Annotated in this window: 20 protein-coding genes and 1 pseudogene; 12 read left to right on the forward strand and 9 right to left on the reverse strand. The window is 66.8% G+C overall.

The window, feature by feature from the left end; genetic code table 11:
- Positions 1 to 1,331 (forward strand): mechanosensitive ion channel domain-containing protein (locus QMX80_RS11790; protein WP_282277228.1); only part of this gene is annotated, 1,331 nt, incomplete at its 5' end.
- Positions 1,332 to 1,373: 42 nt separating this feature from the next.
- Here QMX80_RS11790 and QMX80_RS11795 read toward each other — a convergent pair.
- Both QMX80_RS11795 and QMX80_RS11800 read right to left on the reverse strand, forming a co-directional pair.
- Positions 1,374 to 3,476, reverse strand: a complete 2,103-nt coding sequence (locus QMX80_RS11795; protein WP_282277229.1) for a phosphoglycerol transferase I — start codon at positions 3,474 to 3,476, stop codon at positions 1,374 to 1,376.
- Between the two features lie 331 nt (positions 3,477 to 3,807).
- Positions 3,808 to 5,469, reverse strand: a pseudogene (locus QMX80_RS11800) (AarF/UbiB family protein); the annotation flags it as partial.
- Between the two features lie 169 nt (positions 5,470 to 5,638).
- Between QMX80_RS11800 and QMX80_RS11805 the strand changes: the two are divergent.
- The gene (locus QMX80_RS11805; RefSeq protein WP_282277231.1) at positions 5,639 to 6,547 is read left to right on the forward strand and encodes a DUF808 domain-containing protein; all 909 of its coding nucleotides are present in this window, start codon (positions 5,639 to 5,641) and stop codon (positions 6,545 to 6,547) included.
- A 56-nt stretch (positions 6,548 to 6,603) separates the two neighbouring features.
- Here the strand turns inward: QMX80_RS11805 and QMX80_RS11810 are convergent, their stop codons facing one another.
- Complete coding sequence (locus tag QMX80_RS11810) at positions 6,604 to 6,969, reverse strand: helix-turn-helix transcriptional regulator (protein WP_282277233.1); 366 nt, start codon at positions 6,967 to 6,969, stop codon at positions 6,604 to 6,606.
- Positions 6,970 to 7,256: 287 nt separating this feature from the next.
- On the opposite strand from QMX80_RS11810, the gene QMX80_RS11815 reads away from it, so the two are divergent.
- The 9 genes from QMX80_RS11815 to QMX80_RS11855 all read left to right on the forward strand — a co-directional run bounded on the left by QMX80_RS11815 (position 7,257) and on the right by QMX80_RS11855 (position 16,699).
- Positions 7,257 to 8,522, forward strand: coding sequence for an HlyD family efflux transporter periplasmic adaptor subunit (locus tag QMX80_RS11815; protein ID WP_282277235.1), 1,266 nt, complete (start codon positions 7,257 to 7,259; stop codon positions 8,520 to 8,522).
- Positions 8,523 to 8,551: 29 nt separating this feature from the next.
- Complete coding sequence (locus QMX80_RS11820) at positions 8,552 to 8,761, forward strand: hypothetical protein (protein ID WP_282277236.1); 210 nt, start codon at positions 8,552 to 8,554, stop codon at positions 8,759 to 8,761.
- A gap of 86 nt (positions 8,762 to 8,847) precedes the next feature.
- Positions 8,848 to 9,288 (forward strand): hypothetical protein, encoded by a 441-nt coding sequence (locus QMX80_RS11825; protein WP_282277237.1) that lies wholly within the window; start codon positions 8,848 to 8,850, stop codon positions 9,286 to 9,288.
- A gap of 73 nt (positions 9,289 to 9,361) precedes the next feature.
- The gene (locus QMX80_RS11830; protein WP_282277238.1) at positions 9,362 to 9,535 is read left to right on the forward strand and encodes a hypothetical protein; all 174 of its coding nucleotides are present in this window, start codon (positions 9,362 to 9,364) and stop codon (positions 9,533 to 9,535) included.
- On the forward strand, positions 9,519 to 9,788 hold the full coding sequence (locus tag QMX80_RS11835) for a hypothetical protein (protein ID WP_282277240.1): 270 nt from the start codon (positions 9,519 to 9,521) through the stop codon (positions 9,786 to 9,788). Before QMX80_RS11830 ends, QMX80_RS11835 begins: the two co-directional genes overlap by 17 nt.
- 1,132 nt (positions 9,789 to 10,920) lie before the next feature.
- Positions 10,921 to 13,020, forward strand: a complete 2,100-nt coding sequence (locus QMX80_RS11840) for a peptidase domain-containing ABC transporter (RefSeq protein ID WP_282277250.1) — start codon at positions 10,921 to 10,923, stop codon at positions 13,018 to 13,020.
- Between the two features lie 67 nt (positions 13,021 to 13,087).
- Positions 13,088 to 13,279, forward strand: coding sequence for a hypothetical protein (locus QMX80_RS11845; RefSeq protein ID WP_282277241.1), 192 nt, complete (start codon positions 13,088 to 13,090; stop codon positions 13,277 to 13,279).
- 60 nt (positions 13,280 to 13,339) lie between these two features.
- Positions 13,340 to 13,696 (forward strand): hypothetical protein, encoded by a 357-nt coding sequence (locus tag QMX80_RS11850; RefSeq protein WP_282277242.1) that lies wholly within the window; start codon positions 13,340 to 13,342, stop codon positions 13,694 to 13,696.
- A 255-nt stretch (positions 13,697 to 13,951) separates the two neighbouring features.
- The gene (locus QMX80_RS11855) at positions 13,952 to 16,699 is read left to right on the forward strand and encodes a pitrilysin family protein (RefSeq protein ID WP_282277243.1); all 2,748 of its coding nucleotides are present in this window, start codon (positions 13,952 to 13,954) and stop codon (positions 16,697 to 16,699) included.
- Between the two features lie 84 nt (positions 16,700 to 16,783).
- Here QMX80_RS11855 and QMX80_RS11860 read toward each other — a convergent pair whose 3' ends face one another.
- Complete coding sequence (locus tag QMX80_RS11860; protein WP_282277244.1) at positions 16,784 to 18,328, reverse strand: GGDEF domain-containing protein; 1,545 nt, start codon at positions 18,326 to 18,328, stop codon at positions 16,784 to 16,786.
- A gap of 109 nt (positions 18,329 to 18,437) precedes the next feature.
- Here QMX80_RS11860 and QMX80_RS11865 point away from each other — a divergent pair, with 109 nt between their 5' ends.
- Positions 18,438 to 19,070 (forward strand): NAD(P)H-binding protein, encoded by a 633-nt coding sequence (locus QMX80_RS11865; RefSeq protein ID WP_282277245.1) that lies wholly within the window; start codon positions 18,438 to 18,440, stop codon positions 19,068 to 19,070.
- A 50-nt stretch (positions 19,071 to 19,120) separates the two neighbouring features.
- Here QMX80_RS11865 and QMX80_RS11870 read toward each other — a convergent pair whose 3' ends face one another.
- The 5 genes from QMX80_RS11870 to QMX80_RS11890 form a co-directional block, all read right to left on the reverse strand.
- Positions 19,121 to 19,879, reverse strand: coding sequence for an SDR family oxidoreductase (locus QMX80_RS11870; RefSeq protein ID WP_273081054.1), 759 nt, complete (start codon positions 19,877 to 19,879; stop codon positions 19,121 to 19,123).
- A 53-nt stretch (positions 19,880 to 19,932) separates the two neighbouring features.
- On the reverse strand, positions 19,933 to 20,319 hold the full coding sequence (locus QMX80_RS11875; RefSeq protein ID WP_282277246.1) for a VOC family protein: 387 nt from the start codon (positions 20,317 to 20,319) through the stop codon (positions 19,933 to 19,935).
- Between the two features lie 30 nt (positions 20,320 to 20,349).
- Complete coding sequence (locus tag QMX80_RS11880; RefSeq protein WP_282277247.1) at positions 20,350 to 20,982, reverse strand: DUF998 domain-containing protein; 633 nt, start codon at positions 20,980 to 20,982, stop codon at positions 20,350 to 20,352.
- A 30-nt stretch (positions 20,983 to 21,012) separates the two neighbouring features.
- On the reverse strand, positions 21,013 to 21,351 hold the full coding sequence (locus QMX80_RS11885; protein ID WP_282277248.1) for a hypothetical protein: 339 nt from the start codon (positions 21,349 to 21,351) through the stop codon (positions 21,013 to 21,015).
- A gap of 277 nt (positions 21,352 to 21,628) precedes the next feature.
- A partial coding sequence (locus tag QMX80_RS11890) for a dihydrolipoamide acetyltransferase family protein (protein WP_282277249.1) occupies positions 21,629 to 22,359 on the reverse strand: 731 nt, incomplete at its 5' end.

The raw sequence follows: 22,359 nt of genomic DNA on the forward strand, positions 1-22,359 counted from the left end.
CCCGGGGCGCGGGGGCCCGGAGATGTCAAAACGCCCCCGGGCGGCACCGGCGCCGCGCGGCCGCGGCCGCGCTGGCCGAGCAGCAGGCCGACGCGTCGCCGGGAGCGAAGCTGCCGCGCGCGGCGCGCAGCGGCTGGCTGGTGCTGGCGCGCCTGGGCGGCCACCTGACCGTGCTGGCGGCGCTGCTGGCGACCCTGCTGGGTTACCTCAACTTCGCCATGTTCGTCGCCCAGCAGATGGTCTGGATCACCGTCGTGGTGCTGGCGATCTCGCTGCTGACCCGCTTCGCCGACGACCTGTCGCTGTGGCTGCTGGCCCCGGACAGCGCCTTCGGCCGTACCCTGCGCCTGTCCACCGGCGTGCAGCCGGCGCGGCTGGAGCAGGCCGGGGTGCTGTTGTCGGCGGTACTGCGGGTCGGCCTGGTGCTGCTGGGCATCGTCGCGGTGGTGGCGCAGTTCGGCAATCTCGGCGCCCTGTACGGGCTGGCCGACACGCTGGAGGCGGGCCTGAAGATCGGCGGCCAGTCGCTGCGCCCGTCCGCGGTGTTCTGGGCGGTGCTGGTGCTGGTGCTGGGCCTGGCCCTGATGAAGGCGCTGCAGCAGTGGCTGGTGGATACCTACCTGCCCAAGACCGGGCTGGACATCGGCGCGCGCAATTCGATCAGCACCGTCGCCCGCTACCTCGGCATCGTGCTGGCGGTGCTGTGGGCGCTGGCCACGCTGGGCATCGGCTTCGAGAAGCTGGCGTTGCTGGCCAGCGCCCTGTCGGTGGGCATCGGCTTCGGCCTGCAGGCGATCACCCAGAACTTCGTCTCCGGGCTGATCCTGCTGGCCGAACGGCCGGTGAAGATCGGCGACTGGGTGAAGATCGGCGACCAGGAGGGCGACATCCGCCGCATCTCGGTGCGCTCGACCGAGATCCAGGTGGGCGACAAGTCCACCCTGATCGTGCCCAACTCGGAACTGATCACCAAGACCATCCGCAACATGACGATGGCCAATGCGCTGGGCCGCATCCAGATCCAGTTCTCGGTGCCGCTGGGCACCGACGTGGGGCAGGTGCGGCAACTGCTGCTGGACATCTTCGCCGGCAACGAGAAGGTGCTGGCCGAGCCGGCGCCGTCGGTGTTCATCGATTCGATCGGCGGCGGGCTGGTGGCGCTGAACTGCTTCGCCTACGTGTCCAGCCCGCGCAGCGTCTATGGCGCGCGCAGCGAGGTGCTGTTCGAGCTGCTCAGGCAGCTGGCCGCGCATGGCATCCCGTTGTCCACACCGACCGATGTCAGGCTGGTGCGCGGGGCGGTGCCGCCGGAGGCGGACGTCGCCGGCTAGCGGCGGGCCGCCGGCAGGAACGCGGCCCGGCGGCGAGGGAGCTCAGGAACGGGGCCGGCCGCGGATTGCCGGCACCAGCGCGTAGCTGTCCACCGCCAGTTTCTCCGCATGGCCGAGCCAGGCGCGGATCTCCAGGTCGTCGATCTCCTCGTCCAAGCCCAGCGGCAGGGTGATGCGGCCGTCGCGGTCCGGCAGCACCCATTGTTGGGCCACGACCACCTTGCGCTGCGAGGACACCGCCTCGACCCAGAACGCGCGTTCCGGGCGCTGGCTGGCGTACAGCTCCAGCACGTACCGGCCGGGACGCGTGTGCTGCGCCTGGCGGCTGATCATGCGCGACTGGCGCACGCTCGGGCGCGGGCCGTGGAATGGCTCCAGCGGCGCGTCCACGGCGATGCCGCGGCGCAGCTGCGGATCGCGGTACAGGCGCATGCCCTGGTCGCTGTCCACCAGCAGCGCGCACCAGTCGCCGTCGGCCGAGGCGTCCTCGAAGGCGGTGCAGCGGTCCACATAGGCCAGGCGATGGCTGGGGTCGGCCTCGTCGAACCGGCGCGAGGTGTTCTCCAGATACACCGATTCCAGCGCCCATTGCGCGTCGTATTCCAGCAGCACCGGCGGCTGCACCTTCTGCACGCCGACCAGCACCTGGCCATCGTCCAGGCGCAGCATGCGGGTCTGGTCGCCCAGCCACAGCGAGCGGGCGAAGGCGCGGTAGCGCGCATAGTCGGACGGATCGGCCTTGAGCGCGGCGACGCTGGCGCTGGCCGCGCGCGGCGTGGCCAGCAGCGAACGGCCGAAGCCGATCGCATCGATGGCCGGATCCAGCAACTGCAGCAGGGTCGCGCCCGAATCCAGGGTGGTGCCGGCGTCGGCGGCCAGCTGGCGCGGGACGATGTCCTTGCCCAGGAACAGCAGCAGGTTCTCGCGCTGCAGGTTCTCCAGCACATCGCTCAGGTCGTTGGGCATGGCCAGGTGGTCGGAAGCGACCACCACCAGCGTATCGTTGCCGAACTCGCTGGCGCGGATGCGGTCCACCAGCCGCGAGATCAGCCGGTCGGTGCACTTGAGCGCCTTGAGCAGGCCGATGTCGCCATACGCGCTCGGATAGCGCGTGCCCTTGCAGGCTACCGGCAGGTGTCCGGCCGGATGATGCGTGTCCATGGTCAGCGCGGTGAGCATGAACGGCTGGCCGGCGCGCGAGAGTTCGACGAAGCGGTCGAAGGCGCGTTCCAGCAGCACGTCGTCGTGGATGCCCCAGTTGGAGAAATGCTTGCCGGCGATGCCCTGTTCCTTGAACCAGGCCAGGTCGCGGATGTCGTCATAGCCATGGCTGGCGAGGAAGTCGGCCTTGGCCGCGAACTGGCCGTTGGCGCCGCCCATGTAGTGGTTGCCGTAGCCCTGCTGTTTCAGGTAATCGCCCAGGCAGAACGCCTCGGGCAGGAAGTGGCCCATGCGGCCCATGCTGTTCTCGTCGCCCTGCGCGGTGGTCAGCGGCACGCCGCACATCGACGAGACCAGGCCGGCGATGGTCCAGCCGCTGCCGTCGGCCGAGGCGATGCCGCGGAAGTCCAGCGCTTCGCCGGCGAGGCGGCGCAGGTTGGGCATCAGCCCCGGAAACGCCTTCTCGTCCAGGTAGGTGCGTTCCAGGCTCTCGCCGTAGATCCACACGATGTTCTTCGGCCGCGCCAGCGTGCGCGCGGGAACCACGTACTCCGGCGCCACCGCGCTGTAGTCCACCGGCTTCATCTGCTGGTACATGCGGCGCGCATCGCCATACAGCGGGCTGCCGACGACGGCGGCCACCAGCAGCGCGGCGAACGCCGCCGACAATCCCGCGCCGTGCCGCGGCAGTCGGAAACGGCGCACGCGCAGCAGCAGCAGCGGAGCCAGCGACAGCAGGGCCAGGACCACGAAAGCGGCGATGTAGCCAGTGAAATCGCCGACCCCGGCGCCTTCCATGTCGCTGCGCAGGTGGTAGAGCGTGGCCGAGTTGATGCCGTCGCCACTGAGCCGGTCGATCAGCCACCAGGCGCTGGAGGCCAGCAGCAGCAATGACAGCAGGCCCGCCTTGAGCCGCGCCAGCATGGGCGTGGCCAGCAACAACAGGAACAGCGCGGGCAGGTACAGCCAGAAGGTCCAATGCATGCGGTCGCTTGGGTAGTGGAAACGGAAGGCGCCCCGACGCGGGAGAGGAAAGGCGCGATCCACAGGCCCGTGTCAGGCTCATGAAATGTGGATGACAGAAATCATGCACAGACAAACCTGACTGAAATGTTTGCTGGAAACGGCATAGTGCGCGCTGTGCGGCAGCAGGTGTCGCAGGCGCCGTGCTGCCTTCTGAAAGCATCGTGGCGCAGAGCATCGCGGCCCGTGGCGATGCGGTCCGCACGGCCTTCGATCGCTGGGCAGGGGGCCGTGCGTGCCGGATTTGGCGGGTTTTCCGGAAATCGCGCTTCCCGCGCGGTGCGGCCGCCGCTCAGCGGTGTCCGCGTTCCTCGCGCGCACGCGCACGGGTGCGGCGATCGAACAGCAGCGCGCTCACGATCAGGCCCAGGCCGATGACCACGCCGATGACGAGCAGCAGCATCGCGAACGCCGGATAGCCGAACAGCGAGAAGCGGCTGGGCACGCGCATCAGCAGCGCCGAGGACAGCAGCAGCGCAGCGGTGATCAGGCCGGCGGCGATGCGGTTGGCGACCTTCTGGATGTTCTCCATCAGCCGCGATTCCTCCAGCCCGGTGACCTTCATCTGCAGGCGGTTCTCGGCGACCAGGCTGAGGATGTCGGACATGCGCCGCGGCCCGGTGCGCAGCAGCTGCTGCAGCTCCATCGCCTCGCTGGCGAGGTTGGCGACCGACAGCGATTTGACCAGGCGCGCGCGCATCACGTGCTGCAGCTGGCGTTCGACCACCTGGCGCGTATCCAGCTCGGGCGCCAGCAGCCGGCACGCGCCTTCCAGGTTGAGCAGCGCCTTGCCGAGCAGGCTCAGTTCCGGCGGCGTGCGCAGGTTGCAGGCGGTGGCGATGCGCACGATCTCCAGCACCACGCGGCCCTCGGACAGGGTGTCGTTGGCGGCGTAGCGCGCGATCATCTGCCCGGTCAGGCGCAGGTAGCGCTCCTCGTCGTAGTCCTCCAGGCGCGTGCTGATGCCGATGATCTCGTCGGCCACTTCCTCGCCGCGCCCGTCCACGGCGGCGAACAGCACCTTGAGCAGGCGCTCGCGCAGGCGCGGCGGCACGTGCGCGACCATGCCCAGGTCGAACACCGCCAGGCGCTGGTCGTCGGTGACGCGCAGGTTGCCGGGATGCGGGTCGGCATGGATCTCGCCATGCACGAAGATCTGGTCCAGGTAGCCGCGCACCAGCGCCGCGGCCAGCGGCAGCATCGACTGCTCGGTGCGCCGCACCGGCGGGATCGCATCCACGCGCACGCCATGCACCAGCTCCATGGTCAGTACCCGCCGGCGGCACAGGTCCCACAGCGGCTGCGGCACCCACAGCTCCGGATAGGGCGCCAGGTGCTGGCCGAAGCGCGACAGGTTGGTGGCCTCGGCTTCGTAATCCAGCTCCATGCGCAGGGTCGTGGCGAACTCGTCCAGCCAGTCGGCGAAGCGCACGCGGCGGCCGATGCGGGTCAGGTGGTCGGCGGCGCTGGCGAAGCTGCGCAGCACGGCGATGTCCGAGCGCAGCTGCGCGGCGACCTCGGGCTTCTGCACCTTGATCGCGACCTCGCGGCCGTCGTGCAGCACGGCCCGGTGCACCTGGGCGATGGAGGCGCAGCCCAGCGGTTCGGGATCGAACAGGGCGAACAGCTTGCCGACCGGCGCGCCGAGTTCCTGCTCGATCACCGTGCGTATCTGCTCCACCGGGATGGGCGCGACCTGTTCCTGCATGCGCTCCAGCGCGGCCACGTACTCCAGCGGGATCATGTCCGGGCGCGTGGACAGCACCTGGCCGAGCTTGACGAAGGTCGTGCCCAGCGCTTCCAGGTCGGAGACGAACTGCGCCGGGTCGGCGTCGTCGGGAAGCTTCGTGTTGCGTGGCAGTCCGCCATCCAGCTGCAGGCCGGAGAAAACGCCCGAGTTGCGGTAGCGCAGCAGCAGCCGCAGGATCTGCTGGCGTCGGCTCATGCCGCCGACGGTCGTGGGGGTGGCCGGATCGTGTTTCGCTGCAGTCAAGGCGTTCTCCCGCACGGCATGATCGGGCAGTGTCACCGCCCGCCGGTGGGCGGGGGGTGAATGCGGCGGCCATGTCGCACCGGCCCGCGATGCGGGACAATCGGCGCATTCCACGCGCCCACGGTGCCCCATGGCTGGAGCCGGCCTGTTCGCCCTGCTCGACGATATCGCGACCCTGCTCGACGACGTTTCCATCCTGACCAAGGTCGCGGCGAAGAAGACCGCCGGTGTGCTCGGCGACGACCTGGCGCTCAACGCGCAGCAGGTCACCGGCGTCAGCGCCGCGCGCGAACTGCCGGTGGTGTGGGCGGTGGCCAGGGGCTCGCTGCTCAACAAGGCGATCCTGGTGCCGGCGGCGCTGGCGATCAGCGCATGGCTGCCCTGGGCGATCACCCCGCTGATGATGCTCGGCGGCGCCTTCCTCTGCTACGAGGGCGTGGAGAAGCTGACGCACAGGTTCCTCCACGGCAAGGAGGACGAGCAGCGGCACGCGGAACGGGTGCAGGCGCTGGCCGACGCCAACGTGGACATGGTCGCCTGGGAGAAGGGCAAGGTGCGCGGCGCGATCCGTACCGACTTCATCCTCTCGGCCGAGATCATCGTGTTGTCGCTGGGCGTGGTGGCGCACGTGCCGTTCCTGCAGCGCGTGCTGGTGCTGGCGGCCATCGCGCTGGCGATGACCGCCTTCGTCTACGGACTGGTGGCCGGCATCGTCAAGCTCGACGACGTCGGCATGTGGCTGCTGCGCCGTGGTCGCGCCGCCGCCACGCTGGGCCGCGCCATCCTGCGCGCGATGCCGTGGCTGATGCGCGGCCTGTCGATCGCCGGGACCGCCGCGATGTTCCTGGTCGGCGGCGGCATCCTCGTGCACGCCATACCGGCCCTGCACCACCTCGTGGTGGGCTGGATCCCCTCGCCAGCCTGGGAGATGGCGGCCAATGCCCTGGGCAGCGTGGTGGTCGGCCTCCTCGCTGGCGCCTTGGTGCTCACAGCGGTGACCTTGGTGCTGCGCCTGCGCGGTGGCAAACCGGCGCATTGAGCATCACGCTTCGCATCCGCAGGATTGCGTAGGACGCCGGGTTTCGCCGGTGCTTCTCACGTGCGCGCCGTCGCGCGCGCCTCCAGCATCTGCAGCACCATCCTGCGCGTGGCCGAGCGGGCGTGACGGAACGCGTGCAGCAGGCTGCGCTCGACGGGATCGTCGACCAGTTCGGCATCGGCGGCCGGTGTCCAGTCCTCGCACAGCGAAGGTTCGCCCCGGCCCGTCGCCAGCCATTCGTATGAGACTTCGGTGGCCAGCGCGATGGCGATCAGACGCGCGCTGCTGGGTGAAATGCCGGTAACGCTTTCCCAGTTGCCGACCGCGCTGCGGCTGACCCGCAGCTCCGCGGCCAGTTCGCCTTGCGTCATCTTCTTCCGTTGCCGCGCCATGCGGATTCTTATTCCCAGGCTTCCCGCCATATCACTTCCTTCCCCCTACAGGAACGCGGCCATTATAGGCATGACCGGGCTGGGGCCGCCTCATGAAAGCTCACGCCCGATTCCACAATGGCATGTCGCCAGGTCGAATATTCATGTCAGCGATACTGGCGCACTTGGTCATTAATGCTGACAGCTGCCTCATAAACCCTGCCATGCCTGATTGAGAGAGCGAATGTGCCATTGAATGTGGCGTGCATGGGGGCTTGTCGCGTCGTGGTGGATAGGGAAAAGTCATTCCCGTCCGATGACGAACGCATGGGGATGCAATGTCGCAACCGTTGTTCCGCGATGAAGTGCTCAAGGCCCGCCGCACCAGCTGGCTGGGCGGCATTTCGTTGGCGCAACCGCTGCGGCTGTGGGTGTTGACCGGGCTGGCGGTAATGGCTGCTTTCGTCATCGTGCTGTTCGTTACTCTGGGTACCTATACCCGTCGTTCCACTGTTACCGGGCAACTGGTGCCGATGAAAGGATTGGCAACGGTGGTGGCTCCCGCCAGTGGCGTGGTAACGCGGCTGGATGTCCCGGAAGGCGGACAGGTCGCCGCCGGCGGCACGCTTGCCCTGGTCTCCGTGCCGCGTGCCACCCAGGGCAGCGGCGATACACAAATGGCGCTGGAACAACGCCTGCAACAACGACAGGATGGTTTGCTCGCCACGCAACAGGCCCAGCACGCGCAGTTGCAGGCGCAGGCGCAAGGCATCGCCAGCCAACTGGCGAATGCGCAGCGCGAACTGGCGCAGGTGGAGGCGGAAGTGATCACCCGCCAGCAGCAGATCCGTATCGCTAGCGAAACCCTCGAACGCCTGCGCCGGCTCGAGGGTGGCCAGTTCGTGAGCGTGCTGCAGATCAAGCAGCAGGAAGCGCTGGTGCTGGACTACACCGGGCAGATGCAGACCCTGCAGCGGCAAGCCATCGGCACCCGCCGGCTGATGGCGCAACTGCAACAAGCCCAACGCGAACTGCCGGGCCAGCAGCAGGCCAGCGATGCCGGCTACCAGCGCGATCTGGCGCAGCTGGAACAGGAACGGGTGCAGATGCAGGCCAATAGTGCGCTGCTGGTGAAGGCGCCGGTAAGCGGTGTGGTCGCCACGCAGATCGTCAAGCCGGGGCAGGCGGTACAAGCCGGCCAGACGCTGCTGAGCCTGCTGCCGGGCGACGGAAAGCTGGAGGCCGAGCTGCTGGTGCCCAGCCGCGCCATAGGCTTCATCGCCCCCGGCGATACCGTGCTGCTGCGCTACCAGGCGTTTCCGTACCAGAAATTTGGTCACCAGGAGGGGCGGGTGGCGCGCATCAGCCGCAGCGCATTGAGCAGTGGCGAGCTGGGGGCGTTGATAGGCAATGCCCAGCAGGGCGAACCGTATTACCGCATCACCGTGGTGCTGGCGCAGCAGACCATTACTGCCTATGGCAAGCCCGAGCCGCTCAAGCCCGGCATGCTGCTGGATGCCGATGTGATGGGGGAGCGGCGTCGGTTGATCGAGTGGATTTTCGAGCCGTTGTATTCGCTGACGGGAAAGGTGGGGGGCGGTTGAGTTGCTCGGCTTGAGAGTGGAAGCGCTGGATGTACTCCGGACTCATGGTGCAGGAGCACTGCACGGTTCAACGAAGGGGAAGAAAGATGCGCAATCTGGAAAAAATCGAACTGAGTACGATCGCGGGAGGCGCAATTGGTGATTTCCCGGGGCAGGATCGGCAAGAGATCGAGCGTTTCCTCCGGGAACTAGAGGAACGCAGGATCTGGGAGGAAATCCAGCGGAATCACGGCAGGTAAGGTTCGCCTTGGATATGGCGCGAATGCCTGGATGTATTTCGGTCCGCCAGTTCGTTACGGGGGCGCGGCTTCTGCTTGCGCTATGCATGGCTCTTGTAGTGCTCGTTATTGGTTCTGCCTTGCCGGTAAGTGCGCAGGAGCATCCGCCCGTCGCGCTGTTCTCGCCCCAGGAGGCCATGCAGCTGGCAAGGGAGCCTCTATCGCGCATGCTGGATGAAACCACCTGTGAGCGCATCGAGGGAGTGATGTGGTCACGGGGAAATGGCCGCAGCATATTGAGGCCGGGCGGGATGGTCCTTCTCTATCGAGCTGGGCGTCGCACTCCCTTCATGGAAGTGACGAGTCGCGAGGACGGGGTTTTTGTTGCGCGGTTTCCTGCGAAGCCAGGCGAGGTCATCTACAGCCAGGTCGTTGCCGTGGATCCAGAGACCGGGCAGAGACAGTACGGCAGGAAGGATTTCCGGTCGGCTTGCATGAATACAGCCGTGCAGGTTGGAGAGGTCATACCGATCAAGGAAGAAGGTTGACGTCAGAGGATGCATTAAATCACCGGGTGTTTCCCGGTCCCGGGTGCGGGGCGCAGCATCACACTGGAGTGCAATGGAGAAGAACATGCGGAATCTGATCGATATGGAAGTGCAGGTGGTGGCTGGTGGTGCCGAATTTCCCTTCCCGGACAGGCGGGATGTTGAACGGCAGATCGAGCAGATGCTTGAGCAGATTGAGGAGCGTGAGAGGCTCGAAAATGCCCGCCGTAATGGTGGAAGTGTGTAGGGGAGATTGGTTTATTTTGCTGGAAATTATCCGCCCTTCCTTTTATGCGCTCAATTGTGATCATGCTTATGACAAGGGCATTGGGAGCTTCTGCATGAAAGCAAAAGTGTTTTTTTTGTACTTTGTTTCTTTGGCGATGTTTTTGCTTGGAGTGGTTGCTGTACATGAAGGGAAGTGGCTTATTTCAACTGCTCTTTTCTCCTTTTCTGTGATCGTTGCAGTTAGGGCAAAGACGGATAGGTGGTATTGGTAGGTCAGCGATAATCAAAGGGGTTTACGATATGCGCGAAATGAATGATCACGAGATTAAATGTGTCGGTGGAGAAGGGTTTTGGGGGGCGGTTGAGGGGGCCTTAGGAGGTGGCGCATTGGGTGCCGGGGCCGTAGGTGCAGCAGTTTTTTTGGGGGTTGCCTTAACTGGGCCGGTTGGTGTGGGCGTAGTCTTGGGCGCGGCGGCCATCGGTGCTGTCGCGAGAGGCCTGACTACTGAGTATTGATTTATATAATTTTGGAGGCTCTATGATTGAATTGAACTCGAGTGAATGTGATAAAATTGGTGGCGCCGGGCTGCAGTCGGACGTGCTTTGGGGCGCTGTTGGTGGAGCTGGGTCTGGCGGCGCTATTGGGGGGGCCCTTGGAGTGGCTGGTGGACCTGTAGGAATGTTGGTGGGGGGAATTGTGGGAGTAGGAGTGGGTTTTGTGTTTGGCGCTGCTGCCGCAGGAATGGCATCCATTTCTAAGTGAAATTCGGGAGGGTGAGCTATGCTCACCCTCCTCCATTGGGTGTCGTTTTATTGCGTGGGTATGTTTTTAATTATTTTTGGCTAATGATTTGTTTTATTTTTAATATTCAACGCAATCCAAAACTGCTGGGTGCTGCTTGGCTTCGCTAGTAATGATTGCCTTCACTCGTCGCTTGCATGTCCTAGCTGTGCCGCCATTTCTCGCTATCGCTCAGGGCGCGAGGCTCCTCAGCCTGATCCAAAATTACGCGTTAACTGGGATTTCTCACTCGCCCGCTGTTGCTGGACCTAGACGATCTAGACAAGTCCAAACTGCCTGCATCCTGCATTGGGGCGTAAACCGCTTCGGGCTAACCAGGGCCAGTCGCAACAAAATAATGATTCTCGATCTGGTCGTTGGTAAGCGGTTGCTCTGATGTTTTATTTTGATAATTGAGGTGAGAAAAATATTTGGGTTGTTGTTGTGTCTTTTGTTTTCAGCGTCATTGCGTTCTGCATAAATGCTGATTGGTCATATCTTATTTTTCCGTCATTTATTGTGACTGTCTGGATTTTCTTTCTTGGAAAATAGGCTGTAGGACTTATGCGCTTGGCACGCGAGGGAGCGGCTGTGTACGGCTTGGTGAAATTTTATTAATGTTGATGAATTCAATAATTCAATCTGAAGCCTCTGAATGCGGCTTGGCCTCGCTGGCAATGGCCGCTTCAGCCCACGGCCTGCATATTGGGCTGCCGGAGCTGCGCCACCGCTTCCCGCTGTCGCTCAAGGGCGCAAAGCTTTCGTATTTGATTCAAATCGCACAGCAGCTTGGCTTTTCCACCCGCCCGCTGCGACTGGATATGGAGGATTTGGGCAAGCTGAAATTGCCCTGCATCCTGCATTGGGATTTGAACCACTTCGTCGTGCTGGCCAAGGTAGGCCGTAACAAGGTCACGATTCTCGACCCGGCCATCGGCGAGCGGGTGCTGTCGCTGGCCGAGGTTTCCGAACATTTCACCGGCGTGGCGCTGGAGTTGTCGCCGACCGCCGAGTTCAAGCCGCAGAAGGCAGTGCCGGCCATTACCGCGCGGCAGTTGACGGGCCCAGTCCGCGGGTTGTGGCGCGCATTGGGGCAGATCCTGCTGCTGTCGGTGGCCTTGCAGGTATTCGTGGTGCTGGCCCCGTTCTTCATGCAATGGGTGGTGGACCAAGTACTGGTCTCGGCCGACCGCGACCTGCTTACCGTATTGGGGTTGGGCTTCGGTCTGGCATTGTTGCTGCAGATCGGCATCGGCCTGCTGCGCGGCGTGGCGGTGGTGCATCTGTCTTCGCGCCTGGGCCTGCAATGGATGGGCAATGTGTTCGCGCATCTGCTCAAGCTGCCGCTGGACTTCTTCGAGAAGCGTCATCTGGGCGACGTGACTTCCCGCCTGTCGTCGGTGCAGGCCATCCAGCGCACGCTGACCACCAGTTTCGTGGAAGCCCTGATCGATGGCCTGATGGCGGTGGTCACACTGGGCCTGATGCTGGTCTACAGCTGGAAACTTGCGCTGGTGACCTTGGTGGCGGTGGTCCTGTATGCCGGCATCCGCGCGCTGGCCTACCGCCCGCTACGCGATGGCACCGAGCAGCAGCTGGTGGCCGGGGCAAAGCAGCAGACGCACCTGCTGGAATCCTTGCGTGGCATGCAGAGCGTTAAGGTCGCCGGCGAGGAATCGCGGCGACGCAGTACCTACGACAACCTGATGGTGGAGACCGTCAACAAGGAAGTACGACTGGCCCACCTCGGGCTGGGCTTCAACGGTGCCAGCCAGCTGGTGTTCGGCATCGAGCGCATCGCGGTGATCTGGATCGGCGCGGTGCTGGCGCTGGGCAATGTGTTTTCAGTGGGCATGTTGATCGCCTACCTGGCCTACAAGGACCAGTTCGCCGGGCGCATGAGCGCACTGATCGACAAGTGGGTGGAGTTCCGCATGCTGCGCCTGCACGGCGAGCGCCTGGCCGATATCGTGCTTACGCCGCCGGAGGACGACCACGCGCTGCCGGAGACGCTGCCGCCGCAGGACGTGCGCATAGAGGTGCGCAACCTGTCCTTCCGGTACGCCGAGGGCGAGCCGTGGGTGTTGCGCGATTGCAGTTTCAGCATCGCGCCGGGCGAGTCGGTGGCGATCATCGGTGTGTCCGGGTGCGGCAAGACGACATTGGTCAAGCTGCTGCTGGGCCTGCTCAAGCCCAGCGAAGGCAGCATCCACATCGGCGGTCACGACCTGCACAAGCTCGGCGCGCGCAACATGCGCGCCATCGTCGGCGCGGTGATGCAGGACGATCAGCTGTTCGCCGGCAGCATCGCCGACAACATCGGCTTCTTCGACCCCGAGTTCGATCTTGAGCGTGTCGAGCAGGCGGCGCGGCTGGCGGCGGTGCACGACGATATCGTCGCTATGCCGATGGGCTACCACGGCCTGATCGGCGACATGGGCAGCTCGCTCTCCGGTGGTCAGAAGCAGCGCATCATCCTGGCGCGCGCGCTGTACCGGCAGCCGAAACTGCTGTTCCTGGACGAGGCGACCAGCCACCTGGACGTGGGCAACGAGCAGCTGGTCAACGCGGCGATCCGATGCCTGGACGTCACCCGTGTGATCGTCGCCCATCGCCCGGAAACCATCGCCAGCGTCGATCGCGTGCTGGTGATGGAGCAGGGGCGCATCGTGCAGGAACTGCGGCCCCAATGTGGCGAAGCGACGGGGGAGAAGGCGGCTTGATTGTTTAATGGGCATGATGCCCACAACCCGCTACGCAGGTGGACTGCGTAACAATGGAGCAAATCAAATGATGCAAGAACTCACGAAAGAAATGGTTGGCGAGGTCAGTGGTGGCGATGGGGTGATGACGGCCTCTGGCACCCTTGTGGGTATCGCTGCGGGTGCACTGGTTATTGGGACGGGTGGTGGCATCCTCGTCGGAGCAGCGCTCGGCGCAGCCATTTGGGGAGTGGCATCGCATTACTATCTGGAAAAGTAATGTGATTTCGCAACATGGCAGGGCATGTGCCCTGCCATGTTCCTGATCTCGAGGTTTTCGATGAAAAACAAGCTCTATACAAGAGCAAGCAAGTTCTGCGTGTGGCTGGGAATCCTGTTCATTATTCCGAACAAGCTCTGGCTGATGCATGAGCGAGGTGCGGTGGGTTTTGATTTTATCGAACTGGTTTTATATGCGTGGCTGGTGGTGGGCAACTATGTTCTTGGCTACCGGTTGATTGATCGGCCTTCCTGGGCGGGTTATGTCATGCCGAAGAAATGGATGGATGAGTGGCTGCTTCTTTCCAATGCCGAGGCAGATGTGACGAGGTCCAACGGATTCCGCTTGATCGTTGTGGCGGCATGTGTCGCAGCGCTGGCCGTGATGTGGCTTGCGGTCATGAACGGCAAGCTTTGATCTGAATGGCGACGTGTTTCAACTGACCTTTGTCTTGCTCGTGAATGTCCAAAGCTTTCTTCCCGGCCTTCCCTTTTCGACTTTGCCGACAAGGAAAGAGCATCGCCCGTCAATCCTGACAGTTGTGCAGGGACCGCCCGCGCATATCCAATAGAGCCGTTGCGGCACGCATGGCGTGGGTTTACGACGAGCCCGCGCCATGCGGTCGCCTGCTGCTGCGCATTCCGTCAATTCGTTCCAACCATGGGGAAATCGATGTCGAAGTTGTCTTCCTGCGCCCTGGGCGTAGCACTCTCGTTCGTGTTGATGCCGGCGGCGTACGCCAAGGGCGAAACGGCCGTGCTGCCGAAGTCGGTAGCTGCCGGGCCGTGCGTCGAAGGCATCTGCGAGTACCGCCTGCCCAATGGCCTGCGGGTGCTGCTGTTTCCCGATGCGAGCAAGCCCACCGTCACCGTCAACCTGGTCTATGGCGTGGGCTCGATGCAGGAGAACTACGGCGAGACCGGCATGGCGCACCTGCTGGAGCACCTGCTGTTCAAGGGCACGCCGAAGCATCCGGACATCCCCGGCGAGATGCAGCAGCGCGGGGTGAGCAAGAACGCCACCACCTCGCTGGACCGCACCAACTACTTCGCTTCGTTCCCGGCCAACGACGACACGCTGGATTGGCTGCTGGCGCTGGAAGCGGACCGCATGGTCAATTCCAGGGTCGCCAAGGCCGACCTGGACAGCGAGATGACCGTCGTCCGCAACGAAATGGAAGCCGGCGACAACAATCCCGCCGGCGTGCTGATGAAGCGCATGCGTTCGGTCGCCTACGACTGGCACAACTACGCCAACCTGCCCATCGGCGCGCGTTCGGACGTGGAGAACGTGCCGATCGAGAACCTGCAGGCGTTCTACCGCACCTGGTACCAGCCGGACAACGCGCTGCTGATCGTGGCCGGCCGCATCGACGCCGACAGGGCGCTGGCGCGGGTCGCCGCGCATTTCGGGCCGCTGAAGAAGCCGGCGCGCGTGCTGCCTGCGTTCCACACCGTCGAGCCGACCCAGGACGGCGAGCGCGAGGTGACGGTGCGCCGCACCGGCGACCTGTCGCTGGTGGCCACCACCTACCACGTGCCGGCGCTGGCGCAGGCCGACAGCGCGGCGCTGGCGGTGCTGGGCAACGTGCTCGGGCATACGCCCAGCGGGCGCCTGCACAAGGCGCTGGTGGAAACCAAGCTGGCGGCGGGCGCGGGAGCCGGCAGCGGGAGCATGCGCGATCCGGGGCTGTTCAACGTGATCGCGGTGCTGCCCAAGGACGGCGACGCCGCCAAGGCCGAGGCCGAACTGCTCCGGCAGGCCGAGGCTGTCGTGGCCCGGCCGGTGACCGGGGAGGAGGTGGAGGCCGCGAAACAGCGCATCGCCAACGACCAGGAAAACCTGCTCAACAACGTCAACGCGGTGGCGATGGCGTTGTCGGAGTACCAGGCGGCCGGCGACTGGCGCCTGCTGTTCGTGCAGCGCGACGCCATCGCCAGGGTGACGGCCGCGGACGTCAACCGGGTGGCCGCGGCCTATCTGAAGCCGAGCAACCGCACGCTGGGCCGGTTCGTGCCCACCGATGCGCCGGACCGCGCCGAGGTGCCGGCCGCACCGGCCATCGCCAGCGTGGTCGACGGCTATACCGGCCGGACCGCGGTGGAGGCGGGCGAGACGTTCGAGGCGACCCCGCAGAACATCGCCGCGCGCACGCAGACGTTCACCCTGGGCGAGGGCCTGAAGGTGTCGCTGCTGCCACGCCGGACCCGCGGGCAGACGGTCGCGGTCAATGCCAGTTTCGAGTTCGGCAACGAACAGGCCGTCACCGGGCGCGACACTGCCGCGCAGTGGGTGGGGTCGATGCTGCTGCGCGGCGCGGCGGGGCAGAGCTACGAGCAGCTCGTCGCGCGTTTCGATGCGCTCAAGACCGAGGCGTCCATCGGCGGCAACCTGCAGGGCGCGCAGATCCGCCTCGCCGGCAAGCGCGAAACCCTGGCCGAGGCGCTGGCGCTGGCCGCGCAGGTGCTGCGCCAGCCCGACTTCCCGCAGGACCAGTTCGAGCAGCTGCGCCTGCAGGCCGTCACCGGCATCGAGGCCCAGCGCAAGGAGCCGGGCATGCTCGCGTCGATGGCGATGGCGACGTACTTCGATCCGTGGCCGGCGGGTCATCCGCTGCATGCGGATTCGCTGGACGAATCCCTGGCCAAGCTCGAGGCGCTGAAGCTGGAAGACCTGCGCGCGTGGCACCGCGATTTCTACGGTACCGCCAGCGGCCAGATCAGCGTGGTGGGCGACTTCGATCCCGAAGCGGTCAAGGTGCAGCTGCAGGAACTGTTCGCCGGCTGGAAGCCGCCGGTGCCGTATGCGCCCATCTCCACCCGTTACCAGCCGCGCGCCGCGCACCGCGAGAGCTTCGCCACGCCCGACAAGCCCAACGCGGTGCTGCTGGCGCGGCAGAACGTATCGCTCAACATCGCCGACGCCGACATGCCGGCGCTGAGCATCGCCGTGGACATCCTCGGCGGCGACCCGCTCAAGTCGCGCCTGGCCGACCGCATCCGTCAGCGCGAAGGCCTGAGCTATGGCGTCAGCGCCGGCCTGCGCGCGGATGACAGCCGCATCGGCCGCGACGACAACGGCAGCCTTACCGTGCAGGCCATCGCCGCCCCGGAGAACATGGGCAAGGTCGAGGCCGCGCTGCGCGAGGAGCTGGCGCGGCTGGTCGCCGATGGCGTGACCGCGCAGGAACTGCGCGACGCCGTCGCCGCGCGCCTCGTGCAGCGCGAACAGTCGCGCGCCACCGATGGCGCGGTGGCCGGCCTGCTGCAGGGCCTGCTCGATTACGACCGCACCATGTCGTTCGTGATCGAGCGCGATGCGGCCTACCGGGCGTTGACGGTCGAGCAGGTCAACGCCGCCCTCCGCAGGCACCTGAAGCCGGACAGCCTGAGCGTGTTCGTGGCCGGCGACTTCAAGTAAGCGGATGCCGGGGCGGGCATGTACCGCCCCGGTCCTGTCGACGGACGCGCGTGCGCCTGCCCGCGGTCCGCGCCGACGGCGGGGTCAACCGGCGTTGCCCACCCGGTCGCGGCCGGCCTGCTTGGCCGCGTAGAGCGCGCGGTCGGCGCGCTGCAGCAGCGCGTCGGCGGATTCGCCGGCGCGCCACTGCGCGATGCCGGCGCTGAAGCGCACGTGCACGCGCTGGCCTTCGTGCAGGAACGGGCGGTGGGCGAGGGCCTCCTGCAGCCGGCGCAGCTGCGCGTCGGCCTGGTCCTGCGGCATGCCGGGCAGGACCAGTACGAACTCGTCGCCGCCCAGGCGCGCGACCTGGCCGTGGCTGCCCAGGCGTGTCTGCGTGGTCGCCACCAGGTGGCGCAGGGCATGGTCGCCGCCGGCATGGCCGTAGTCGGCATTGGTCTGGCTGAAATGGTCCAGGTCCAGCATGGCGATGCTGAGTGGCGCCTGCGCGGCGCCCATCGCATCGGCGAGCAGTTCCTGCAGCCCGCGCCGGTTCAGGGCGCCGGTCAGCGGATCGGTGCGCAGCTGGCTGCCGGCTTCTTCCAGCTCGCGTTCGAGCTGTTGCACGCGCTGTTCGGCGGCCAGTGCTTCCGCGCGCGCGCTGGACAGGCGGTCGCGCGCGCGCAGGGCCTGCGACTGCAGCCGGGCGGTGTCCTGCAGCACGCTCTGCAGCAGCTGGCCCAGGTCGGCGAGGCTGCGCGCCTGGCGCACGGCGACCGCGTAACTGGCGATGCGGTCGTGGTACTCGCCGGTCTGCGAGGCCATGCCATCCACCTGCTCGACGAAATCGACCATCAGGTCGCGCATCGCCGCCTTGGATTCGTCGATGCCCTGCTTGAGCACGCCCTGCCGGTAGATCACCTCGCGCAGGTCGTTGCGGGTGCGCTCCAGCGAGGTGCGGTCCAGAGGCCCGGCGAGCATCTGCCGCACATTGCCGATCTGGCCGTGCAGCCAGCTGCCGCCATCGATCAGCTCGGCGATGTTCTGCAGCAGCAGGTCGAACAGGTTGAGCAGCAGGTCGTGCTGTTCGTGCAGCACGTCGTTGCGCACGCCGACCTGGTGGCAGAGTTCGCGTAGGTGCTGCTCCACCGGCTCCAGCGATTGCCCCGACCGCCAGCCGCGCAGCTCCTCGCCCATGCGCCGGGCCTGGGTTTCCAGTTCCGGCGCCTGCTGCAGCAGGCTGGACAGCACCGCGCCGAGGGTATTGCGCAGCATGTCGCGCAGGCGCTCGGCCTCGCCGTTGCCGCCGTGCGCGGGTTCCAGTTCGATGGTGCGGATGTACTTGTCGATCAGCTGGCGCAGCAGGCGGCCGTAGCGTTCCCATTCCTGGCGCTCGTAGGCGCTCTGCAGCAGCCGGCCTAGGTCGCCGAGTTCGCCGGGAAGGCTGGACATCCCCTGGGCGAAGGCATGCAGCAACGCTTCCGGCGCGTGCGCCTGGGCGAACATCCGCTGCAGCGGCGCCGCACCGTGGCCGTGGGACGCCGGAGCGGGTGCGGCGGGTGCGGTCGGCTCGGCCATGGACTGGCGGCGTGACAGGATGCGTCCCAGTCCGGCAGGCTTGGGGGGCGGAGTGTCGGTGCTGTCGGCCATCGCGAGGCGGTTCCGGACGGGGGCGCGGCCGGGCCGCGGGCGGGGATTGATGCCCCCATTATCGGCATTGCGGATGCCGGCTTGAACAGCCGTGCGAAGGAGGAGCGGGATGCGCGTATTGCTGGCCGGGGCCACCGGACTGGTTGGATCGCAGGTGTTGCGGCGGCTGCTGGCCGACGCGCGCTGCACGGCGGCCGTCGCACCGGGCCGGCGGCCGCCGGCATTGCAGGATCCGCGCCTGTCCAGCCCGGTGCTGGATTTCGACCAGCTGTCGCTGGAGGCGCCCTGGTGGAATGTGGACGCGGCGATCTGCGCGCTGGGCTCGACCCTGAAACAGGCCGGTTCGCGCCAGGCTTTCCAGCGCATCGACCACGGGTATCCGCTGGCCATCGCACGCGCCGTGCGGGCCCATGGCTGCACGGTCTTTGCCTTGAACTCGGCGATGGGCGCCAATCCGCGCTCGCCGTTCTTCTACAACCGGGTCAAGGGCGAACTGGAGCGCGACCTGCGCGCGCTGGAATTCGCATCGCTGGCACTGGTGCGGCCGGGCTTGATCGGTGGCGAACGCGCCGAGCCGCGCCCTGGCGAGCAGGCCGCCGCACGGGTGCTGGGAGCGCTGGCGCCCGTGCTGCCGCGCGCGTGGCGGATCAATCCGGCCGGACGTATCGCCGATGCGCTGGTCGAAGCGGCATTGGCGCCACGGCCGGGTGTACGGGTGATCGGATCGGCGCAGCTGGTCTAGGCGCGAGGCAGGAATGGAGCCGGCCGGTGGCCCGCTGGCGCGGGACGCGCTCAGGCCGGCAGCGACTGGCCGCCGTCCACCGCCAGGACCTGCCCGGTGATCCAGCGCGCGGCGGGCGAGCACAGGAACACCGCGGCCGCGGCCACGTCGTCGGCATCGCCGAAGCCGCCGAACGGAATCCGCTCGCGGATGCGTTCATACAGCGCCGGATCGGAGGCGCGGCGCTGGTCCCACAGCCCACCGGGGAACTCGATGGAGCCCGGGGCGATGGCATTGACGCGGATGCGCTCGCGCGCCAGTTCGGTGGCCAGGGTGACGGTGTAGTAGTCCAGCGCCGCCTTGGCGGTGGAATAGGCGGCCGCGCGCGGCGTCGGCACGCGGCCGTTGATCGAGCTGACGTTGAGGATGACCGGGGCCGCGCTGCGCCGCAGGTGCGGCAGCGCGAAACGGTTGGTGCGCACGGCGGCCATCAGGTCGACATCGAAGCCGGCCTGCCAGCTGGCGTCGTCGTTGCCGTTACCGAACCCGGAGGCATTGTTGACCACGATGTCGATGCCGCCCAGCGCGGTGGCGGCCGCTTCGACCCAGGCTTCGATCTGCGCCGCATCGGCCAGGTCGCAGGCGTGCACGTGTACGTGGGCGCCATTGGCCTGCAGCGTTTCCCGCGCACGCTGCAGGCCCTCGTGGCCGCGCGCGCACAGGCCCAGTCGTGCGCCGTGCCGGGCGAAGGCGGCGGCGATGGCCAGGCCGATGCCGCGGCTGCCGCCGGCGACCAGCACACGGGCCTGGCCCAGGTCGGGAAGGGACATCGTCGGGCTCCGCTGCAGGGGAAGGCGGACATTGTCGCCGCAATGGCCCGCCACTATTCCCAGGCGTTGGCGGGCTGCCCTTGGTCGGGATGGCGCATGCGCACCACGCAGAAGCGGTGACCGGTGGGCGCTTCCATCACCCACCAGCGCTTGACCAGGCCGATGCGGCGCGCGCCCAGGGCTTCGAGCCGGTCGGCCTCGGCGTCGATGTCGTCGGCCTCGATGTCCAGGTGCACGCGCGAGGGATGGCTGACGCGCTGCACTTCTACGTGCAGTCCGCCGGGCGCGCCCAGCAGTTCGGCGTACTGCGCGCCATCGGCATCGGTTTCGGCGGGGCGCGATGGCAACCCCAGCGCGGCGCTCCAGAACGCGGCGGCGGTGTCGCTGTCGGTGTCCTGGCAATCGATGATGAAGCCGGCCAGACGGCTGCGATGGGCCATGCGGGTGCTCCTGTGTCGGGAAAGGCGAGCTTACGTCCGTGACGCCGGAGCGCGCGTGGGCGCCGTGGCATGGGCTTGTCCGCCAAGGCGCCATGCGGCGCCGCACAGCGCGCCGTAGACCAGCCATTCGGCCAGCCGCTGCAGCAGGCCACGCCAGGGCTGCAGGTCCGGTGCGCCCATCAGCACGAACAGCAGCAGCCATGTCGCCGCCAGCGCGATCCACAGCAGGCGGAAGCCGGTACGCAGGCCGGGCGCGGTCGCCAGCAACAGCAGGCCCAGCGCGGTTCCGCCGTAGGTGACCAGGCCCAGCAGCGTATGCAGCAATTGACGGGTGCTGCCGCCCGCCGGGCAGCCCAGATCGCACGGCGCCAGCGCCGAGCCGATCCAGGCCAGCGGCTCGCACAGCAGCAGCCAGTAACCGAACCGGCTGGCGCCGCCAACCGGCGCGAAGGGCGCGGTGGCGACCAGCAGCCAGGCCGCGACCAGCCCCACCGGAACGAAGCCGGCCAGGCTGATCAGCCGCGCGTGCGTGCTGCCGCTGGCGCCCAGTTCGCTGATGTACTGCGCCAGGTGCGAATAGCCCGGCTTGAGCAGCGCACCGCCGAACAGCATGCACAGGTAGGCGAGCGCGAACAGCACGACGATCCGGCGGGGATGGCGCATGGCGGCTTCCAGGTGGGGCGTCGCGCCGGATCAGCGCGGTGCGCTGGAAAGGAACAGTTCGACCTTGCCGCAGGACGGGCAGGCATGCAGGTCGAACTCCTCGCGGTTCACCAGCAGTTCGCCGATGCCGCCGAGCAGGAACGGCATGGCCTGCGAGCCCTCGTGGAAGCGCTTGCGGCCGGCGAACACCATGGGCGTGCCGGGGCAGCGCAGGCAGTGGAGCAGGCGTGGCGGCCAGGCCTGCGGATCGCCGTTGTCGGGCCGGAAGGCCGGGTCCGCGCTGCCATCGGCGCGCGTGCCGCATTTCCAGCATTGTTCGAAACCGTCCTCGTTGCTTTCCCTGCAGTGGGTACAGATCCAATGCGTCATGGCGTTGCCGGATGGAGAGGAGTCGACATCGTAGCCCGGCCGCGCCGCGATGGCCGGAGCCTGGCAGGAGTTTCATCCGGCGCGCTTCCGGCCAGCGCCGGGCCGCCGACATGAAAACCGCCGCCGGGCAGCGCGGCGACAAAGCGACCGCCCGGCGCGATCGCGGGCATTTCCGGTCGATGGCCCGCGCGGTTGTCGCCATGGAGGGCGGCAACAAAAAAAGCCCGCATCGCTGCGGGCTCAAGTCTTGCTGCAAAAAAGCGTCCGTCGCCGGCGGTCAGTCCGGCCGGGCCAGGTCGTCGATCAGCACGCGCAGGAAGCGCGCGGCCTCGCCGCCGGTGCAGGCGCGGTGGTCGAAGGTGACCGACAGCGGGATGACCTTGTGCGTCTCCACGCCGCCCATCACCGGGGTCACCTGGAAGCGGGCGCGGCCGGCGGCGACGATGGCCACGCACGGCGGCACCACCACCGGAGTGGCGTAGCGGCCGGCGAACATGCCGAAGTTGCTCAGCGAGATGGTGTAGCCGCTCAGTTCCGATGGCGCGATGCTGCGCTCTTCCACCTGCTGGCGCAGGCGGTTGATGCCTTCGCGCACGCCGCGCGCGTCGAGCATGTCGGCGTTGCGCAGCGCCGGCACGAACAGGCCGTCGTCGGTGTCCACGGCAATGCCGATGTCCACCTGCGCATGCAGGGTGCGGGTCAGGTTGTCGCCGTCGAACCAGGCGTTCATCGCCGGCACCGCCTGGCAGGCGGTCACGATCCCGCGCACCAGGCGCGAGGTCATGTCGTTGCCCGGTGCCCAGGCATGGATGTCGGCGTCGTCGGTCAGCGTGGTCGGCACGACCTTGCTGTGCGCGTCGGCCATGACCCGCGCCATGTTGCGGCGCACGCCCTTGAGCGGTTCCGGCTGGCCCTTGGCGACCACGCCCGGGGGCGCGGTGCGCATCGGCTTGCCGGCGGCCGAGAGCGGGGTGCGCGCGGCTTCGGCGCGCACGGCCGGCGCCGGTG

The sequence above is a fragment of the Stenotrophomonas sp. PS02297 genome (genome assembly GCF_029959705.1).
Classification (GTDB): domain Bacteria; phylum Pseudomonadota; class Gammaproteobacteria; order Xanthomonadales; family Xanthomonadaceae; genus Stenotrophomonas; species Stenotrophomonas nitritireducens.

Bases quoted from the DNA above. Each gene is read 5' to 3' on its own strand.
- QMX80_RS11865 (WP_282277245.1), top strand. From the start codon at position 18,438: ATGCGCGTATTGCTGGCCGGGGCCACCGGACTGGTTGGATCGCAGGTG.
- QMX80_RS11885 (WP_282277248.1), bottom strand. From the start codon at position 21,351: ATGACGCATTGGATCTGTACCCACTGCAGGGAAAGCAACGAGGACGGT.
- QMX80_RS11840 (WP_282277250.1), top strand. From the start codon at position 10,921: ATGAATTCAATAATTCAATCTGAAGCCTCTGAATGCGGCTTGGCCTCG.
- QMX80_RS11810 (WP_282277233.1), bottom strand. From the start codon at position 6,969: ATGGCGGGAAGCCTGGGAATAAGAATCCGCATGGCGCGGCAACGGAAG.
- QMX80_RS11880 (WP_282277247.1), bottom strand. From the start codon at position 20,982: ATGCGCCATCCCCGCCGGATCGTCGTGCTGTTCGCGCTCGCCTACCTG.
- QMX80_RS11825 (WP_282277237.1), top strand. From the start codon at position 8,848: ATGGCTCTTGTAGTGCTCGTTATTGGTTCTGCCTTGCCGGTAAGTGCG.
- QMX80_RS11805 (WP_282277231.1), top strand. From the start codon at position 5,639: ATGGCTGGAGCCGGCCTGTTCGCCCTGCTCGACGATATCGCGACCCTG.
- QMX80_RS11795 (WP_282277229.1), bottom strand. From the start codon at position 3,476: ATGCATTGGACCTTCTGGCTGTACCTGCCCGCGCTGTTCCTGTTGTTG.
- QMX80_RS11820 (WP_282277236.1), top strand. From the start codon at position 8,552: ATGTACTCCGGACTCATGGTGCAGGAGCACTGCACGGTTCAACGAAGG.
- QMX80_RS11855 (WP_282277243.1), top strand. From the start codon at position 13,952: ATGTCGAAGTTGTCTTCCTGCGCCCTGGGCGTAGCACTCTCGTTCGTG.
- QMX80_RS11815 (WP_282277235.1), top strand. From the start codon at position 7,257: ATGTCGCAACCGTTGTTCCGCGATGAAGTGCTCAAGGCCCGCCGCACC.
- QMX80_RS11860 (WP_282277244.1), bottom strand. From the start codon at position 18,328: ATGGCCGACAGCACCGACACTCCGCCCCCCAAGCCTGCCGGACTGGGA.
- QMX80_RS11875 (WP_282277246.1), bottom strand. From the start codon at position 20,319: ATGGCCCATCGCAGCCGTCTGGCCGGCTTCATCATCGATTGCCAGGAC.
- QMX80_RS11845 (WP_282277241.1), top strand. From the start codon at position 13,088: ATGATGCAAGAACTCACGAAAGAAATGGTTGGCGAGGTCAGTGGTGGC.
- QMX80_RS11850 (WP_282277242.1), top strand. From the start codon at position 13,340: ATGAAAAACAAGCTCTATACAAGAGCAAGCAAGTTCTGCGTGTGGCTG.
- QMX80_RS11830 (WP_282277238.1), top strand. From the start codon at position 9,362: ATGGAGAAGAACATGCGGAATCTGATCGATATGGAAGTGCAGGTGGTG.
- QMX80_RS11835 (WP_282277240.1), top strand. From the start codon at position 9,519: ATGGTGGAAGTGTGTAGGGGAGATTGGTTTATTTTGCTGGAAATTATC.
- QMX80_RS11870 (WP_273081054.1), bottom strand. From the start codon at position 19,879: ATGTCCCTTCCCGACCTGGGCCAGGCCCGTGTGCTGGTCGCCGGCGGC.